The following is a 16,996-nucleotide window of genomic DNA, read 5'->3' on the forward strand; positions in this document are numbered from 1 at the left end:
CGCAGTGCTTGCGCCCGTAACTTTCCCGTGCGGCTCAGCGCGGCGGCAGGCGCAGCATCAGTCGCCGGTTGATGTCATCCAGTTGCGCCATCGATGCCTCCACCGAGGTTTCCATCGCTTCCTGGGTGGTGATGTGCGCACGCAGATGCGCGGGGTCGGCCAGTTCGCCACGCACCAGGAACACATTCTCGCCCACCTCGCCGACGTGCCGGCTGAGCACCACGTAATCCACCTGGTCGAAGCCATGCTGCTTGGCCAGCGGCAGCAGGCGCGCGGCCATGCGCACACTGGCCTCGTCGGTGGGTTTGTCCAACTCGGCATCGAGCACGGCCACCGCTTCGCGGATCTGCGCAAACAGATAGTGGTCCGGATGCTCGGGATGGTCCGGGCCCACCGGGCCCTGGTCGACGACCGGTGCGGCGGTCATCGTCTACCACCGGCGCAGCGCAGTGCGCGCGGTGTGCGCCCGGTCGAACCGAGCGTGATATGCAGGTGTCGCATCGCATCCTCCCTGGAGCGGCGGCTGTCACGAGCCGGCATTTTAGAAGGTCTGCTGCATGTTTAGGTGAGTGAGAGATGGGTTGTGCTGCTTCGAAGCGACGCGGCCTGAGCGTGGGCGGCAGATGTCGCTGACAGCATGCGACATCTGCTGCATGGGCTTCGCCCCGTACCCTCACCTTGACCCCCGCTCCGCGCCCCCTGCCCGCGCCGGAGCGCAGACGCTTCAAGGCACGCACGCCAGTGACGCGCAAGCGGTGCGTTCCCGCCTCGCCGAGAGCGGGGCTAGCTCCGCCTTGCGGATGCGGCGATCAGGCCTGCCCTGCCCGCCGCGCCGATACCTCTGCCAGCACGGCCCAGTCGGCGTTGCCGTCGCCATGGGCGATCGCCTCGTCCAGGCCGGTGCGCAGCAACTCGCCCAGCGGCATCGGCACCTGCTTGTCGGCACCGGCCTGGATCGCCAGGTCCACGTCCTTGCGCCCCAGGGTGGCGGTGAAGCCGGCCGGCAGATAGGCGCGCTGCATGATCAGGCGGCCATAGCCCTGGTACGCGGGTGCGGCGAACAGGGTGCTGGTGAGCATGCCCAGGAACTGGGTGGCATCCACGCCGTGGCCGCGTGCCAACGCGCTGGCTTCGGCCATGGCGCCGATCGCGCTGGCCAGGCAGAAGTTGGCCGCCAGCTTGACCGCATTGGCCTGCTCGGGGGTGCGGCCGATCTCCCAGGTGCGTTGACCGAGCACGTCGAACATCGGCTGCACGCGCGCCAACGCTGCCTCGTCGCCGGCGGCCAGGATGTTGAGCTTGCCGGCTTCGGCCACATCGACGCGGCCAAGCACCGGTGCGGCCACGTAGGCCACGCCGCGCTCGGCATGCAGGGCGGTCAACTCGTGCGCCAATGCCACCGAGATGGTGGCCATGTTGACGTGCACGCTGCCGGCCGGCAGCGCGTCCAGCACACCATGCTCCAGCAAGGTCGCGCGCACCGCGTTGTCGTCGGCCAGCATCGAAAACAACAGCGGGCCATGCGCGGCGTCGCGCGGTGCATCCACCACCGTGGCGCCGGCCTCGCGCAGCGATTGCGCGCGCCCGGGCGAACGGTTCCACACACTCAGTTCGAACCCGCCGCGCAGCAGGTTGTGCGCCATCGGCAGGCCCATCGTGCCCAAGCCCAGAAATCCTATCGGCATCTGTTTTCCTTATTCGATCTTGCGTCAAGAGCGGCAATCCAGACACCGCACGCTCTGCTTCTTTACCACTCCCCGCGTTAATCAGCTGGCGAACACGCCACGCGCATCGCGTGGCTCGCAGCGCAGGTATTGCGGCGCGGGTGTGACCGAGGCGCCCAGTGCAGCGGCGGCATGCCACGGCCAGCGCGGGTCGTACAGGATGCCGCGCGCCAGCGCGATCGCATCGGCCTGGCCGTCCTGCAGGATCGCCTCGGCCTGGGCCGGCTCGGTGATCAGGCCCACGCCGATCACCGGCGTGTCGACCTGCGCCTTGATCTGTTGCGCAAACGGAATCTGGTAGCCCGCCTGCACCGGAATCTGCTGGCGCGGATCCAGCCCGCCGCTGGAGACATGGATGTAGTGCGCACCGCGCGCATCCAGCGCCTTGGACAAGGCGATGCTCTGCTCGACATCCCAGCCGCCCTCCACCCAATCGGTGGCCGAGATGCGCACGCCGATGGCGATCTTGTCCGACACCGCCGCGCGCACCGCATCGAAGATGCGCAACGTCAGCCGCATGCGGTTTTCCAGCGAACCGCCATAGGCATCGCTGCGCTGGTTGCTCAGCGGCGACAGGAACTGATGCATCAGATACCCGTGCGCGGCATGCAGCTCGATCAACTCAAGACCCAGGCGTTCGGCGCGCTGCGCCGCATCGACGAATGCCTGCACCACCGCATCGATACCGGCATCGTCCAATGCCTGCGGCAGCGGCTGGCCGTCACCGAACGCCAGCGCCGATGCGGACACGGTCTGCCAGCCATGCGCGTGATCCGGCGCGATCGCCGCGCCGCCGTTCCACGGCAGATCGGTGGAGGCCTTGCGCCCGGCGTGTGCCAGTTGGATGCCGATCGGCATCGGCGACCAGCGCCGCACCGATTGCAGTACCTCATCCAGCGCCTGCTCGGTGGCATCGTCGTACAGGCCAAGGTCCGCATAGGAGATGCGCCCCTGCGGCTGCACTGCGGCCGCTTCCAGGATCAGCAGGCCGGCACCGGATTGCGACAAAGTGCCCAGATGGATGCGGTGCCAGTCGCTGGCGCGGCCGTCCTGCGCGGAGTACTGGCACATCGGGGCGATGACGATCCGGTTGGCGAGCACAAGCGGACCGAAGCGGATGGGGGAGAACAGCTGGCTCAAGAGGGCATCCACAGATGACACGGGGGTGCCCATTGCACTGCGCCGCGCGCGTGGGCACAACCGCTGCGATGGATCACTGCGTCATGCCGAGCGCGCACTGGCGTCATCGATGCTGCGTGCAAGCAACGGATCGAACGGCGCGTGCAGGAATGCCAACGCCTGCGCGCACGACTGTTCGACCTTCAGGCTGAGCAGCTCGTCCGCGCGGGTGCGCCCGAAGTTGAGCGCGGCGATCGGCAGGCCGTTGCGTGCAGCGGTCTGCACGAAACGAAAACCCGAATACACCATCAGCGACGAGCCCACCACCAGCACTGCATCGGCCGCCTGCAGATGCGCAAACGCACGCTCCACACGCTCGCGCGGCACGTTCTCGCCAAAGAACACCACATCCGGCTTCAGCACGCCGCCACACACCGGGCACGGCGGCACCGCAAAATGGTCGAAGGCCACATCGTCCAGGTCCGCATCGCCATCGGGCGCCTGCGCCGCGTCCAGGTCGGCCCAGCCGGGGTTGGCCTGTTCGAGCAGCAGCTGGAAGTCGGTACGCGGCATGCGCCGCTCGCAGCCCATGCAGCGCACCACATCGAGCCGGCCATGCAGGTCGATCACCGCCTGGCTGCCGGCCGCCTGGTGCAGGCGATCGACGTTTTGCGTCAGCAGCACTTCCAGCTGGCCGCGCGCTTCCAGTGCGGCCAGTGCGTGATGGGTGGCGTTGGGCCGCGCCAGGCCGAAACGCGGCCAGCCGACCAGGCTGCGCGCCCAGTAGCGCTGCCGCGTGGACAGCTCGCCCATGAAGGCCTGGAACGTCACCGGTTGCGGGCGCTTCCAGCCGCCTTGCAGATCGCGGTAATCGGGGATGCCCGAATCGGTGCTGCACCCGGCGCCGGTGAGCACGAACAGGCGCCGGTGGCCTTCGATGAAGTCCTGCAGCGCGTTGCCGTCTTGCACCGGTGACGCCGTCATCGTGCAACTCCGGTGGCCATGAGGTAACTGTGCAGCAACACCACCAGTTGCGCCTGCAGCGGCGCAATCCGCACAGCCGGCGCGCCATCCTCGAGCAGGCTCTTCAACGGCCCGGTGATGGCCGCCATGCCGATCTCGGCCACCGCCTGGCAATCGTCGAAGCGCACATCCGAGGCGGTGGCGAGCGCGGCGGCGAACGCCTGCTGCGAGCGCCGGCGCGCCTGCGCGCCCAGGATGGCGCCACCATGCAGCTCGGCAATGGCGTACAGCGCACGCGAGACATCCACATGCTGCAGCTTGGCCTGCACGAAGGCGCGCACCAGCGCCTGGCACTGCTGCGCAAGCGTGCGCCCGTGCTGTTGCGCGCAGGCCAGCTCCACTGCATCGATCACCGTCTGCAGATGCCACTGCAGCAGCGCGATCAACATCGCCTGACGATTGGGGTAGTACTGGTACACACTGCCGACCGACACGCCGGCGCGCTCGGCTACCCGCGTGGTGGTGCAGCCCTGCAAGCCGTCGGCCACCAACACCTGGATGCTGGCCTGGCGAATGACCTCCACGGTGGCGCGCGAGCGCGCTTGCTGCGGGGCTTTACGCGGTGCGGGCAGGGGCAGGGAGGTGCTCACGAATGCGAATGTCCACACGGATGGATGGCACATAGTCTGGGGGCCTTCTGCCTGATTCCAAGGAAGCGCCTCGTCCAGCTCCGCATCGGTGGCGTTGATCGCCGACGCCGGCCGCGCTCGATGCCTTCACCGTCTGCCACGTACGGTTGAACCCGCTTGAAAACAGGCGCCACGTCACAAATCGTGGCACCGACTCACGCGGTTAGCGTGATCCGGTGCACACGCAACGCTGCGGAAACATGGCGCCGCGACAGTGGGCAGCTCCCCGCTACCCCCCATCCCTGCCATGCCCTACACCCACACCCGGACGCGCTCCGGAGTGCGTCGTGCCGTGTCGCGTCGTCCGCTCGTCGTCGCGCTGGCACTGACCCTGGCCACCCCCGCGCTCGCGCAGGAAGCCGCGCCCGCCACGCCTGCCACCCGCAAGAGCGAGGACGGCATCTTCTCGCTGGACCGGATGATCGTCACCGGCGCCGGCCAGGCCCAGAACCAGTTCGATGCCTCGTACGCGATCACCGCGCTGACCGCCGAGCAGATCGACAAGCTGGCCCCGCTCAACCTCGCCAGCCTGATCGGCTCGATGCCGGGCATCTATGCCGAATCCACCGGCGGCGAAGTGCAGAACGTCTACCGCATCCGCGGCATTCCCGACGAAGGCGCGTTTGCGGTGATCCAGGAAGACGGCATCAGCCCCTACCCGGACAACAACGGCTACTTCTACAAGACCGAAGGCCTGGTGCGCCCGGACCTGATGGTCGAATCGGTGGAGACCGTGCGCGGCGGGCCCTCGCCGATCTTCGCCTCCAATGCCGCGGCCATCGTCAACTTCGTCACCCGCCAGGGCGGCGACACACCCGAAGGCGCGGTGCGCACCACCGTCGGCGACACCGGGCTGTACCGGCTCGACGGCTATTGGTCGGGCAAGCTGGCCGACGGCTGGTATCTGGCTGCCGGCGGCTTCGTGCGCCGCAACGACGGCTACCGCGACGTGGACTTTCCGGCCGACGAGGGCGGGCAGTTCCGCATGAACCTCACGCACACGCTGGACCACGGCAAGATCACCTTCACTGCCAAGCATCTGGACGACAAGAATGCGTTCTACATGCCGATCCCGCTGTACGACCCGCGCGACACCACGCGTTCGCTGGACCCGTTGATCGACCGCTTCACCGGCACCTTGAGCACCGCGCAACTGAAGCGCGCCAGCATCGTGTCCAGCGATGCCAACGGCGCGCCGCAGCGCGAATTGCGCGACCTGTCCGATGGCCGCCACATGAAATTCAACCATCTGGGCGCGAACCTGGACCTGGCCTTCGACAATGGCTGGAGCCTGTCCAACAAGGCCATCGTCAATCGCCTGGACATGACCTTCGACGCGCTGTATTCCAGCAATGCGCCGCAGGACGCCAGCGCGTATGCCAACAGCCGCCGCGCTGCCGCCAGCGCCGCGTTTCCCGGCCTGAGCTCGCTGGGCTACGTCTACACCGACGATGGCAGCCGCTTCGATCCGGCCAGCACCGACGGCCTGGTGATCCAGGGCCAGTACCGCGCCATGAACGTGCGTGCCGATTCGTTTGCCGACGACCTGCGCCTGCATCGCCGCTTCGACTGGGGCGGTGACACCCACGACATCACGTTGGGCGTGTACGGCGCCTACTACGCGCGCTCCTACAATTCACGTTACCAGAGCTATCTGTTGGAGATGCGGCAGAACCCGCGCACCATCGACCTGCTCGGCTACGACGCGGCCGGCAACGTGGTCGGCGGCGTGACCAAGGACGGTGTGGTGATCTATGGCGCCGACCGCACCCAGGGCAAGGCCTACACCAGCATGCTGGCGCCCTACATCGCCGACACCTGGCAGGTGACCGATGCGCTGCGCCTGGAAGCCGGCGTGCGTCACGAGCGCTACCGCTACCGCGCCTGGAGCATGCTGCGCAGCACCGGCAACCTGGGCATGGCCGACACCCTGGCCGACGATGCCGCACGCCTGTTCACCGGGGCCCGCGCGCACACCGCGCTGGACGTGGGCGTGACCAACTGGACCGCGGGTTTCAACTACGACATCAACCCGACGGTCGGCATCTATGGCCGCGCCTCGCGTGCGCACCGCGCGCCCAGCGAGGGCGCCAACGAAGGCAACGTCAACATCCCCACCGCCGACCAGTTCGAGCTCGGCACCAAGCTCAACTTCGACACCCTGGACGTGTTCGCCACCGCCTTCTACACCAAGTACGACCCATACAACATCGGCACCAGCGCGGTGAACCCGCAGACCGGCGCGGCCGAATCCAAGGACTACCGCGGCAGCGTCACCAACCCCGGCATCGAACTGGCAGCGGTGTGGACGCCGGCGCAGTGGCTGCGTTTGGATGCCAACCTGACCTACAACGACACCAAGGTCTCCGACCTCACCGAGGTGGTGGCCAACGGAGCAGTGGCGGTGGTCGATGTGGACGGCAACATGCCCAACCGCCAGCCAAAGCTGTACGGCAATGCGGGCCCGACGCTGTACTTCACCACCGGTGCGTTCGACTGGGAAACCTCGTTGCGCTACGCCTACGTCGGCAAGCGCTACGCCGACCTGGAGAACACCACCGAGCTGGCCGCCTACGACACCCTGGCGGCCAACATCCTGGTGCGCAACGGGCCGTGGGATGTGCAGCTGTCGGTCGACAACCTGACCAACACCTTTGCGCTGACCGAAGGCAACCCGCGCACCGACACCATCTCCGGCCAGGGCACGCGCGAACCGATCTACGGCCGGCCGATCTACGAGCGCAACTCGCGGCTGGTGGTGACTTACCACTTCTGAGTGCACCGACGTCCGGGGTGTCGCAGCCTCGCTACCAGCGCTCCACTTCCCGATCCATCGCCTGCAGCGTGGCGTACGCACTGCAGGCCACAAGGACTGCCATGACACCTTCCCCTCTTGCCTGTGCGCTGCTGTTTGCGGCAGCGACCTGTTCCGGCAATGCCGCCGCCTGGGGCCACCGTGCGCACGCGGCCATCGACAGCGCCGCCGTGCAGGCACTGCCCGACGACGGCCCGGTCTTCCTCAAACAATACGCGCAGGTGATTGCCGACGGCGCCACGCTGCCGGACGGCTGGCGCAGCGAGAGCGAACCATTCCTCAAGATCGAAGAAGACCCCAACCACGGCTGGTTCCGCGAGCAGTTCGCCTTCATGCAACACCCGCCGCGCTCGCGTTACGCCTTCGTGCTGGCGCTGTATGACGAACAGCGGCGCATCGCCAGCAGCGACCCGCAACGGGCGCAGCGCATGAACGTACGCTGGGCCGGCACCTTGCCGTATGCAGCCACCGAAGGCTACCAACGCATCGTGGCGACCATGCGGCAACTGCGCGCGCTGCGTGCCAAGGGCCAGGACACCCGCGAACTCGAACGCACCTGCGCGTTCTATGTCAGCTGGTTCGCGCACTACATCGGCGATGGCGCGCAGCCGCAGCACGACAGCATCCACCACGACGGCTGGCAGGGGCCGAACCCGAACGGCTACAGCACCGACCCGAAGGTGCACGGCAAGTTCGAGAGCGATTACGTGGACAAGATTGCGCTGACCCCGCAGGACCTGCTGAGCCGCATGCCGGCCCTGGCGCATCAGCAGGGCGATGTGTTCGAGCAGATCCTGGACTTTCTCGACGTGGGCACCGGCCGTGTCGAGCAGGTCTATCGCCTGGAAAAGGCCGGCGCGTTCGACGATGCCTCCAGCAGCGACGGCCGCGCGATGGTCTATCGCACTGCCGGCGATGGCGCGGCGATGCTGCGCGACCTGCTGGTGCGCGCCTGGCGCGAAAGCGCGCTGCAACCAGAAACATCCACGCGGCCGCGCAGCATGGATCCCAGCCATCCGCAGTACGACCCGGCCACCGGATCTGCACCTGCCGGCAGGTCGCCCACCGCATGACCGCCGTAGGCGACATCGGCTTCCGCTAGCGGCGTGCCGACCCGCGCGCCGGCACCGCTCGCTGCGCGCCTGTCGGCAGGACGGCGCAGCGGGCCCTGCGGCTCGGTCCTGCCGTCACGCGGCGTCAATGGACCTTGTTGAGCTGTTGGACAAAGCGCAGCAGATCCCGATTGACAAGCGCTGCCACCGGCAACCGCGCGCGCCAGCTTTTACGATTCCCGATTCCCGATTCCACCAAGCCAACCACCCGCATGCCGGGCACGCCCATGCAACGCGCAGCTGGCGTCCATATCGGCCTCGGTGGTTCCCGGATGCTCGCGCCGGGCGCTCCGCATCATTCGCCGCGTGCGGGATGTGGCGCAAAGCGCCCGTACGGCCGCGCGTCGTCGGCGCGCTGGCGCAGCACGTAGGCCGCCGCGAAGGCGAGCGCCAGCAAGGTCAGGCACATGCCGACCAGGGCGCCCCAGCCACCGTGCTGCCAGAACCAGCCGCCGAGCGCGCCGATCACGCTGGAGCCGGCGTAGTACGCCAGCAGATACAGCGATGCGGCATGGCTGCGGTGCGCACCGCCGAGCCGGCTCACCCACGCGCTGGCGGCCGAATGCGCAATGAAGAAGCCGATCGTCAACAGCACGATGCCGGCCACCACCAGCGCCAGCACATGCGCCAGGGTCAGTGCCACGCCGAGCACGCACAGCACGATACCGGTGCTGACCACCGGGCCGCGCCCGAAACGATCCGACGCCGCGCCGGCCACCGACGAACTGACGATGCCGAACACATAGGCGCTGAAGATCATGCCGATCTGGCTCTGGCTCAGGCCGAATTCCGGCCCGCCCAGCCGGAAGCCGGCGTAGTTGTAGAGGCACACGAACACGCCCATCAGCAGGAACGGCAGCGCGAACAGGAACGGCAGGTTGCGGTCGCGCAAATGCCCGGCCCAGGCGCGCAGATGGAAGCGCAGATTGATGCCGTGCCGGCGCACGAAGTTGCGCGACGGCGGCAGCAACCAGAAGAATGCCAACGCACACAGCAGGTCGAACACGCTCAACATCGCCAGTGCAGTGCGCCAGTCGTAGTGATCGGTCAGCACGCTCATCACGATGCGTCCGCTCATGCCGCCAAAGGCATTGCCGGCCACATACAGGCCGGTGGCCGCGCCCATCTTGTTGGCCGGCAGCTCTTCGCCCAGGTACACCATCGCCACCGCCGGCACCCCGCCCAGCGCGATACCGGACAAGGTGCGCACCAGCACCAGCGCGCCCCAGTGCGGCAGGAAGGCGGCGAGCAGGTTGAGCAGCGCGGCCAGCGCGATCGACACGAACATCAGCCCGCGCCGGCCCAGGTTCTCCGACACCGCGCCGGCGCAGAAGATCGCCAGGGCCAGCGCGCCGGTGGCCAGCGACAGCGGCAGCGAGGCGGTGGCCGCGTCCACGCCGAAGGCGCGCGCAAACTCGGGCAGCACCGGCTGCACGCTGTACAGCAGCGAGAAGGTGGCAAAGCCGGCCAGGAACAAGGCCAGCCGGATGCGGCCGCTGGCGGGTGCGTCGGCGGCGGGTGCGTCGGCAGGGCCGGCGTGCGTGCCCGGCGAGCTGCCGGCGTGGCGATCAGGAGAGGACACGGGCGCAGCATCGAGACAGGGACGGCGAGTATTCGCCCGCTACGACCCCCTGTCCAATATATGATGCTGGCAGTTGCCATATGCAGGACAGATAGCATGGAACTTCGCCACCTGCGCTATTTCCTGGCCGTCGCCGAAGAGGGCAACTTCACCCGGGCCGCAGCGCGGGTGGGGATCGGCCAGCCGCCGTTGAGCCAGCAGATCCAGGCGCTGGAGCGCGATCTGGGCACGCCGCTGTTCCGGCGCACCCACAGCGGCGCCGAGCTGACCCCGGCCGGCGAGGCCTTCCTGGTCGAGGTGCGCCGCGTGCTCGCCGACGTGGAGCGCGCCGCAGAAACCGCGCGGCGGGTGGCGCGTGGCGAATCCGGCCGGCTGCGCCTGGGCTTCACCGCCTCGGCCGCGTTCAATCCGGTGGTGCCGCATCTGATCCGCGACTTTCGCCGGCAATGGCCGCGGGTGGAGCTGTTGCTGGAAGAAACCAATACCGCCGGACTGCTGGTGGCCCTGGCCGAAGGCCGCCTGGACGCGGCCTTCGTGCGCTACGGCCTGAGCACGCCGCCCGACCTGCAACTGCTGCGCTTTGCCGACGAGCCGATGAAGATCGCCGTGCCCACCGCGCATCGGCTGGCCGCCCGCAACAGCGCGCCGTTGGCGGCGCTGGCGGGCGAGCCGTTCATCCTGTTTCCGCGCAGCTTCGGTTCCAGCCTGTACGACGAGATCCTCGCCGCCTGCCGGCAATCCGGCGTGACCTTGCGCATCACCCAGGAAGCGCCCCAGATGTCGTCCATCGTCAATCTGGTCGCCGCCGAACTGGGCGTGTCGGTGGTGCCCGCCTCCACCGCGCAGCTGCAACTGCCCGGCGTGCGCTATCTGGAGATCGAAGGCCAGATGCCGCTGGCCCGGCTGGCCCTGGCGGTGTCGCCGGGCGCCCTGGACACCGCGCCGCTGGTCCGGCATCTGTGGGCGCTGGCGGAAGTGCTTTAAGCGAGGTTGCGTTGCGCCAATAACAGCGAACGCACCGCGGCTGTTGTAGGAGCGCACCTGGGCGCGATGTGGCTGTCCCGGTAACGCCCTCGCGCACGAGTGCGCTCCTACCCGCAGGCAGGCTTACGTTGCTGGGTCGCGTTCCTCACCACGGGCTCTAGCGCTGGCTTTTTTGAGCCGACATCTGACTAACACACCCTGTCAGCCACACAAGCGACCGCTGATCTTGTAGAAGTGCGCATGCGCACGATGCGGCTGGCCTGCAGACATCATCGCGACTGAAGCCTCTGCCACAGACATCACGCGCCTCGCTATCGCTGGCAGATGCTCTACAGAATTCGAACACATGGCTTGACCTCAACCGCGATTGAGGTCGTTCAATGCCCGCTTCTTCCACCACCTGCGCCTGCCATGCATCTTCGTCATCTGTTGCTGCCCTGCCTCGACCCCGACCTCAGCCTGCGCTTCTATCGCGACGTGCTGCAGCTGCCGCAACACGGCAACAGCGTTCGCATCGGCTGGAGCACGCTGGAATGCGTACAGGCACAGCAGCCGGTGGGCAGTGTGCATCTGGCGTTCAACGTGGCGCCCTCGCGCTTCGACGCCGCTGCGCAGTGGATTGGCGCGCGCAGCAACCTGCTTGCCGATCCGCACGGCCGCCGGCAGTTTCGACAGGATGGCGTGTGGCAATCGCACTCGGTGTATTTCGCCGGCCCCGATGGCGCGGTGCTGGAGTTGATCGCGCGCCAGGCCGTGCAGGACGTGGTCACCGGCGACGGCGCGTTCCACGGCGAAGAACTGCTGTGTCTGAGCGAGATCGGGCTGCCCAGCAACGATGTCGCGGTGGTGACCAGCAGCGTCGCCCATCACTTCGGCGTGCGGCCATTTGCGCCGGCGGTCGAGGGCTTTGCCGCGCTGGGCGACGATGATGGCTTGTTGATCGTCGTCGATCAGGCACGCCGCTGGTTTCCACAGCAGCGGCAGCTGCCATGGGCCAGCGGTGTGCGGGTCAGCGTGGATGCACCGCAACCGGGGCTGCGCCTGCGCGATGCGCAGGGCTGGGAGTTGCTGGCGGCGTGATCGCCCACGCCGCGCACGTCATGCCGCGGCTGCAGGCGCAGGCAGACGGAAGAATGTCCGCGCGGCCGCCGTGCTGTTGGCCGCAGTCAGCGCCACGTCCTCGCCACGATCGCGCGCAAGTTCTTCGAGGATATGCGACAGGAACCTTGGCTCGTTGCGGCGATCCTTGGGCATCGGCTTGAGCGTGCGCGGCAGCAGGTAGGGCGCATCGGTTTCGATCATCAACCGGTTGGCCGGAATATTGCGCACCAGCTCGCGCAGATGCGCACCGCGCCGCTCGTCGCACAGCCAGCCGGTGATGCCGATGTAGTAATCGCAGTCCAGGTATGCGAACAGCTCATCGCGGGTGCCGGTGAAGCAATGCACCACGGCCGGGCCGAGCCGGCCATCGAAGCTGCGCATGATCGACAGGAAATCGTCGTGCGCCTCGCGCTGGTGCAGGAACAGCGGCTTGCCGTTGTCGGCGGCCAATTGCAGCTGGCGCTCGAAGGCCTTGTGCTGCGCCGGGCGCGGGGCGAAATCGCGAAAATAATCCAGCCCGCATTCGCCCACCGCCACCACCTGCGGATGCGCCTGCAGCGTGCGCATTTCGGCCTCGCATTCGGCGGTGAATTCCACTGCGTGATGCGGGTGCACGCCGGCGGTGGCATAGAGGAATCCGGGGTGCTGCTGGGCCAGCTGCAAGGCCAGCGGCGAATGTTCCCGGCTGGCGCCAGTGATCACCAGTTGCGCAACGCCTGCCTCGCGTGCGCGTTGCAGCACTGCGTCGCGGTCGCGGTCGAAGGAGTCGTGGGTGAGGTTGGCGCCGATATCGATCAACTGCATGCTGCGGTGTCGCCTGAAAGAGCAGATGTGATTGTACTGGGTGGACGTTGCTCGCATCCGCCCTGCGGGCACCTTCTTCCGCAGGCGGGAGAAGGGAAACGCACTGCGTCAGCTGCGTGTCATCGGCATACCTGCATGCGAATGGCGGTACCTGTATGCCCTCATCCGCCCTGCGGGCACCTTCTCCCGCAAGCGGGAGAAGGGAGACACACGGCGTCAGCTGCGTGTTATCGGCGGTGCCTGCATGCGAGTGGCGGTACCTGTATGCCCTCATCCGCCCTGCGGGCACCTTCTCCCGCAGGCGGGAGAAGGGAAACGCACTGCGCCAGCTGCGTGTATCGGCGGTGCCTGCATGCGAGTGGCAGTACCTGTATGCCCTCATCCGCCCTGCGGGCACCTTCTCCCGCAGGCGGGAGAAGGGAGACGCACTGCGCCAGCTGCGTGTTATCGGCGTACCTGCATGCGAGTGGCAGTACCTGCATGCCATCGGCCTGCACGAACGCACGGCCTTTCCCCTCTCCCGCCTGCGGGAGAGGGGCAGGGGTGAGGGCCGCTTGCGCAGCACACTCACCCCACCACCGGCACCACCATCGCATCGATCTTCGCCGCCAGCGCCTGGATCGCCAGCTGCGCCGAGCGCGAGAGTTGCCGCTGCGGGGCCACGCACAGCGCCAGCGTCATCGGCTTGGTCAGGTGGCGGCGGAACGGCACGAACGCCAGCCGGCCGTCGGCCACATCCGGTGCGGCATCCAGCCACGACATCAGGCCCACGCCGGCACCGGCGCGCACCAGCCCGCGCAAGGTGCGCACGTCGTTGCAGTGGGTCAGCCGCTTCACGTCGATGTGCTGGCGCTGGTACAGCACCTTGGCATGCTCGCCGACGATCAACGGCGCGGCCGGCAGCAGCAGGCGATGCTCCAGCGTTTCGCTCAGCTGCAGCTCGGTGCGGGTGCTGAGCGGGTGGCCGACCGGCATCGCGATGCCCAGCGGGATGTCGGCAAAGGCGCGCACTTCCAGGTCCACACTGCTCACCGGGTCCAGCAGCAGGCCGATGTCCACATCGGCCGAGGTCACCATTTCCATCACCCGCTGGTTGCGCGCGGTGGACAGGTTGAAGGTGATGCCGGGGTACTCCTGCACCAGCGCCGCCACCGCCGCTGGCACCACGCCCTCGCTGAGCGCGTCGATCATGGCGATCTCCACATGCCCGCGGCGCAGCCCCTTGAGCTCGTCGAAGCGCTCCAGGGTGCGGGCGTAGGCCTTCTCCCAGCCGCGCACGTCCACCAGCAGCAGCTCGCCGGCGGCGGTCAGGCGCAGCCGCCCGGGCAGGCGTTCGAATAGCTGCGCGCCCAGCTCCTCCTCGGCCTTGAGGATCTGCCGGTCGATCGCCGAGGCCGACACGTGCAGCACCTCCGAGGCCTTGCGGATGCTGCCGCAGCGGGCCACCTCGATGAAGTAACGGGTGAAGCGGGAAAAGGTCAGCATGCGACGGGGCCCGGTTGGTGTTGCATTTTTTGCAATGGCTTGGCTGAAAATCGATGTTTGATAACACACCCCCGGCTTCCTAGAGTCAATCCGGCACCGCTCCCGCCCTCCGCCAGAGACTGGACCCATGGATGTCGCCGTCCCCGCCCTGCCGCTGCACTGCACCTTCGCCGCCGCCGATTGGCAACGCCTGGCCCAGCACTGGCACGCGGTGGCGCTGAGCAGCGAGGTGGGCGAGGCGCCATTCAAGGCCACCCTGCTGGACGAGCCGCTGGTGCTGTACCGGCTGGGCGAGGAGCTGGTGGCCGCGCGCGATGTCTGCCCGCACCGCGGCGTGCCGCTGAGCATGGGCACCGCCGACGGCGGCGGCGTGGTCTGCGCCTATCACGGGCTGCGCTTCGGCGCGGGCGGGCGCTGCAACCACATCCCGGCCAGTCCCAATCAGAACATCCCGGCCAAGATGCGCCTGCACACCTATGCGGTGGCCGAGCGCTATGGCTTGATCTGGGTCTGCCTGGCCAAACCGGCCGGCGTCAGCGAGGCCGAGGTGCAGATCCCGCCGATGCCGGGCTGGGACGAGGAGGGTTTCCAGCAGATCGTCTGCCCGGCGTTCGATATCGGCGGCAGTGCCGCGCGCCAGCTGGAAGGCTTCATCGACGTGGCGCATTTCGCCTTCGTGCACACCGCCACCTTTGCCCAGCCGGACAAGCGCGAGGTGCCGGCCTACACCACCACCGAAACGCCGACCGGCTTCAATGCCGACTATCTGAGCTCGGTGGCCAATTATTCGGTGGACATGCCGCTGCCAGACGTGGACCCCGACTTCCAGTGGCTACGCCATTTCGAGGTGCACCTGCCGTTCACCGCCACCCTCACCATCCACTTCCCGGTGCCGGGCAAGCGGCTGGTGATCATGAACGCGGCCAGCCCGGTGTCCAAGCACAAGACGCGCCTGCTGGTGCCGATTGCGCGCAACTTCGACACCCATCTGCCGGTGGAGGACGTGCACGCCTTCAACCTGCGCGTGTTCGAGGAAGACCGCGCCATGGTCGAGGCGCAACGCCCCGAATACCTGCCGCTGGACCCGCTGCTGGAAGTGCATATCCCGGCCGACCGCAGTTCCATCGCCTATCGCCGTGGCCTGCGCAGCCAGGGCTATAGCGACTTTTTCCTGCGTTGACCGCCGAGGAGCACGCCATGCAGTTGCACGAGGTGCGCGTTGCCGAGGTCGTCGACCAGGGCCATCGCCAACGCGCGATCCGGCTGGAGCCGGTCGGCGCGCAATTGCCGGCCTTCGAGGCCGGCGCGCATGTGGATTTGCATCTGCCGGACGGCATGATCCGCCAGTATTCGATCGCCAGCGCGCCGCATGTGCGTGACCACTATCTGCTGTGCGTGAAGCTGGCCGACGCCTCGCGCGGCGGCTCGCGGCATCTGTGCGAGCAGCTGAGCACCGGCGACCGCCTGCGCATCTCCACACCGCGCAACCTGTTTCCCCTGCATCCGGGCGAGCGCCATGTCCTGCTGGCCGCCGGCATCGGCATTACCCCGCTGCTGTCGATGGCCGAAGCGCTGGAAGCGCGTGGCGAGCCCTTCGTGCTGCATTACTACGCGCGCCGGCACGCCGATGTGGCGTTCGGGCAGCGGCTGCAGCAGGGCTTCACGCATGGCCAGGTGCAGGTGCATCTGAGCGACGGCGGCGAAAGCCCGCGCGTGCATGTGCCCGACGAACTGGCACAGGCACGTGCGCGCGACCAGCTGTACCTGTGCGGGCCGGCCGCCTTCATGGACCACTTCACGCTGCTTGCCAGGGCGCACGGCTGGACGACGGAGCAACTGCACCGCGAACACTTCGCCGCCGCCGAGCCCGGCATCGCCCACGATGCCGACAGCGCCTTCGAAGTGGAGCTGGCCGCCAGCGGCCGCGTGGTGCAGGTGCCGGCCGAGTGCAGCATCGCCAGCGCGCTGCTGGATGCCGGCATCGAGGTACCGCTGTCCTGCGAGCAAGGCATGTGTGGCGCCTGCCTGACCGGCGTGATTGCCGGAACGCCCGACCACCGCGACAGTGTGCTCAGCGACAGCGAGCACGCGCAGAACCGGCAGATCACGCTGTGCTGTTCGCGTAGCCGCACGCCGCGGCTGGTGCTGGATCTTTGAAGGTGCCTGTCTGTCGTGACTGCCTAAGCACTGACATTGCCACCACGGCTGTGCACGCGTGACGACTGCACTGACCGATGCAGCCGGCGACCACGGCGCATGACAACCCGCGATGCCGATGAGCCCGACATGCTACCCAGCGTCGCAAGGGCACAGTGCCCGTCCGAGACAGCGATGCAATGCGCACCGCGCAGGCTCCCGCGCGTATCGTGTGCCCGACGTCGGAGAGCGCTCCGTCCATGCAGCGCGATTGTTTGCAATCGCCGCTGTGCGTGTCACGCCAACTATGCGGACGCGCAGCATGCAATGCAGCGCGTCCGCAAGCCGCAGCGCTGGAAGCAAGGCTCCGCATCTGGCGGGCGACATGCGCAGCTACTCACGCGTTACGTCATGCAGCGAGGGGATGTCTTGCAGCCTCACCCGTGCAACGTGCGCCCGGCGTGATCTCCCGTGCCAACCTA

At 67.8% G+C, this 16,996-nt stretch carries 14 protein-coding genes; 6 read left to right on the plus strand and 8 right to left on the minus strand.

Annotation, left to right across the window (positions count from 1 at the left end; all coding sequences use genetic code 11):
- Positions 1-34 precede the first annotated feature (34 nt).
- The 5 genes from EO174_RS00425 to EO174_RS00445 all read right to left on the minus strand — a co-directional run bounded on the left by EO174_RS00425 (position 35) and on the right by EO174_RS00445 (position 4,444).
- Positions 35-427 carry an XVIPCD domain-containing protein gene (locus tag EO174_RS00425; protein WP_104583895.1) on the minus strand — a complete coding sequence of 131 codons (393 nt, stop codon included), beginning with the start codon at positions 425-427 and terminating at the stop codon, positions 35-37.
- A gap of 382 nt (positions 428-809) precedes the next feature.
- Positions 810-1,685, minus strand: a complete 876-nt coding sequence (locus EO174_RS00430) for an NAD(P)-dependent oxidoreductase (protein ID WP_126941593.1) — start codon at positions 1,683-1,685, stop codon at positions 810-812.
- An 81-nt stretch (positions 1,686-1,766) separates the two neighbouring features.
- Positions 1,767-2,885, minus strand: coding sequence for an NADH:flavin oxidoreductase/NADH oxidase (locus tag EO174_RS00435; RefSeq protein ID WP_164740036.1), 1,119 nt, complete (start codon positions 2,883-2,885; stop codon positions 1,767-1,769).
- 60 nt (positions 2,886-2,945) lie between these two features.
- Positions 2,946-3,827: an NAD-dependent protein deacetylase gene (locus EO174_RS00440; protein ID WP_126941595.1), complete on the minus strand. Its 882-nt coding sequence runs from the start codon at positions 3,825-3,827 to the stop codon at positions 2,946-2,948.
- Entirely contained in the window at positions 3,824-4,444 is a 621-nt protein-coding gene (locus EO174_RS00445; protein ID WP_119129464.1) for a TetR/AcrR family transcriptional regulator, read from the minus strand. The genes EO174_RS00440 and EO174_RS00445 overlap by 4 nt, the downstream gene beginning before the upstream one ends.
- A 343-nt stretch (positions 4,445-4,787) precedes the next feature.
- Between EO174_RS00445 and EO174_RS00450 the strand changes: the two genes are divergently transcribed.
- Together EO174_RS00450 and EO174_RS00455 are read left to right on the plus strand one after the other, a co-directional pair.
- On the plus strand, positions 4,788-7,271 hold the full coding sequence (locus tag EO174_RS00450) for a TonB-dependent receptor (RefSeq protein ID WP_241239954.1): 2,484 nt from the start codon (positions 4,788-4,790) through the stop codon (positions 7,269-7,271).
- Between the two features lie 101 nt (positions 7,272-7,372).
- On the plus strand, positions 7,373-8,383 hold the full coding sequence (locus tag EO174_RS00455) for a nuclease (protein WP_126941596.1): 1,011 nt from the start codon (positions 7,373-7,375) through the stop codon (positions 8,381-8,383).
- A gap of 334 nt (positions 8,384-8,717) precedes the next feature.
- On the opposite strand, the gene EO174_RS00460 is transcribed toward EO174_RS00455, so the two are convergent.
- Positions 8,718-10,004: an MFS transporter gene (locus EO174_RS00460; RefSeq protein ID WP_206515025.1), complete on the minus strand. Its 1,287-nt coding sequence runs from the start codon at positions 10,002-10,004 to the stop codon at positions 8,718-8,720.
- 96 nt (positions 10,005-10,100) lie between these two features.
- On the opposite strand from EO174_RS00460, the gene EO174_RS00465 reads away from it, so the two are divergent.
- On the plus strand, positions 10,101-10,988 hold the full coding sequence (locus EO174_RS00465; RefSeq protein ID WP_115675692.1) for a LysR family transcriptional regulator: 888 nt from the start codon (positions 10,101-10,103) through the stop codon (positions 10,986-10,988).
- Positions 10,989-11,399: 411 nt separating this feature from the next.
- A complete protein-coding gene (locus tag EO174_RS00470) occupies positions 11,400-12,068 on the plus strand; it encodes a hypothetical protein (RefSeq protein ID WP_126941597.1) in 669 nt (222 codons plus the stop codon).
- Positions 12,069-12,086: 18 nt separating this feature from the next.
- Here the strand turns inward: EO174_RS00470 and EO174_RS00475 are convergent, their stop codons facing one another.
- Together EO174_RS00475 and EO174_RS00480 are read right to left on the minus strand one after the other, a co-directional pair.
- The gene (locus tag EO174_RS00475) at positions 12,087-12,893 is read right to left on the minus strand and encodes a TatD family hydrolase (protein ID WP_126941598.1); all 807 of its coding nucleotides are present in this window, start codon (positions 12,891-12,893) and stop codon (positions 12,087-12,089) included.
- Between the two features lie 567 nt (positions 12,894-13,460).
- A complete protein-coding gene (locus tag EO174_RS00480; RefSeq protein WP_104583904.1) occupies positions 13,461-14,378 on the minus strand; it encodes a LysR family transcriptional regulator in 918 nt (305 codons plus the stop codon).
- A gap of 127 nt (positions 14,379-14,505) precedes the next feature.
- On the opposite strand from EO174_RS00480, the gene EO174_RS00485 reads away from it, so the two are divergent.
- Both EO174_RS00485 and EO174_RS00490 read left to right on the plus strand, forming a co-directional pair.
- The gene (locus tag EO174_RS00485) at positions 14,506-15,558 is read left to right on the plus strand and encodes an aromatic ring-hydroxylating dioxygenase subunit alpha (protein ID WP_115675689.1); all 1,053 of its coding nucleotides are present in this window, start codon (positions 14,506-14,508) and stop codon (positions 15,556-15,558) included.
- Between the two features lie 17 nt (positions 15,559-15,575).
- Positions 15,576-16,535 (plus strand): PDR/VanB family oxidoreductase, encoded by a 960-nt coding sequence (locus tag EO174_RS00490; RefSeq protein WP_164740022.1) that lies wholly within the window; start codon positions 15,576-15,578, stop codon positions 16,533-16,535.
- Positions 16,536-16,996 lie beyond the last annotated feature (461 nt).

The organism is Xanthomonas sp. BRIP62418, from assembly GCF_003993495.1.
Lineage (GTDB): Bacteria > Pseudomonadota > Gammaproteobacteria > Xanthomonadales > Xanthomonadaceae > Xanthomonas > Xanthomonas euroxanthea.